General features: G+C 33.1%; 1 protein-coding gene. It reads right to left on the bottom strand.

All coding sequences use genetic code 11. The features are described 5' to 3' along the window. Positions 1–107: 107 nt before the first annotated feature. On the bottom strand, positions 108–789 hold a 682-nt coding region (locus tag AAGF08_RS20405), incomplete at its 5' end, for a DUF6090 family protein (protein ID WP_343513301.1).

Consider the following 789-nt stretch of genomic DNA (forward strand, 5'->3'; position numbering starts at 1 on the left):
AACAGTTTATGAATAAGTAGTAGCCTGCCGATAAGCGGCTATTACTTATAAAGGTTGTTTGCCTATCGTTATTACTTTTTAATATAAGGTCTATTCTATATTGTTTTTCAATCTTCCAAATATCTATTTATCTGTTTAAGACATAATTCTACAATATCAATTGTCCTTTCATAATCTCTTATGGAATTTGCTCTACCCCTAATTGCCTCGACCACTAAAGTTTCAAATTCAGGATCATCGACAAGGAATGAGTAATTGTTCGGTACACCAATATTTTCGCTAAAATCCAGGTAACCGGTATCTTGAAGAAACTTCGATTTAAAATGTTTTTGGTAATAGGGAAACAGAAGACGAGCTGCATTTCTTCTGGTGTCCACTTTGTCCACTATTCTTTTAAATCCAGTTTCATAAACATCAGTAATCGTTTCCCTGAGGCTGTCGGATTTGATTAGTTCAAGGTTGCCTGATTTTAAAGTTTCGTATGTGGAGGTCTTTGGGAAAAAATAGGTGAATTGAACGAAATCAAAAAAATCTTTATACATAGAATCACTTTCTACCGAATTCTTTAAAATAAAGTCATAGACATTTATGGTAGCCTGATGATAGGTGACCGTTCTTTCATAATCCGTATTTAATTCTTTAAGATTGATTATCAATTCAGATTTTAAACTATTTAAAATCACTTGCTCTCGCTGGGAATTAATTCGATTTTCATTCCAATTGTTTATTTGTAAGGCAATCAAGATTCCCACAACCACCAAAACAATTTCGCCAAATGCATAGATCAGG

Origin of the sequence: Algoriphagus sp. SE2 (assembly GCF_039563885.1) — a bacterium.
In the GTDB taxonomy this organism is placed as follows: domain Bacteria; phylum Bacteroidota; class Bacteroidia; order Cytophagales; family Cyclobacteriaceae; genus Algoriphagus.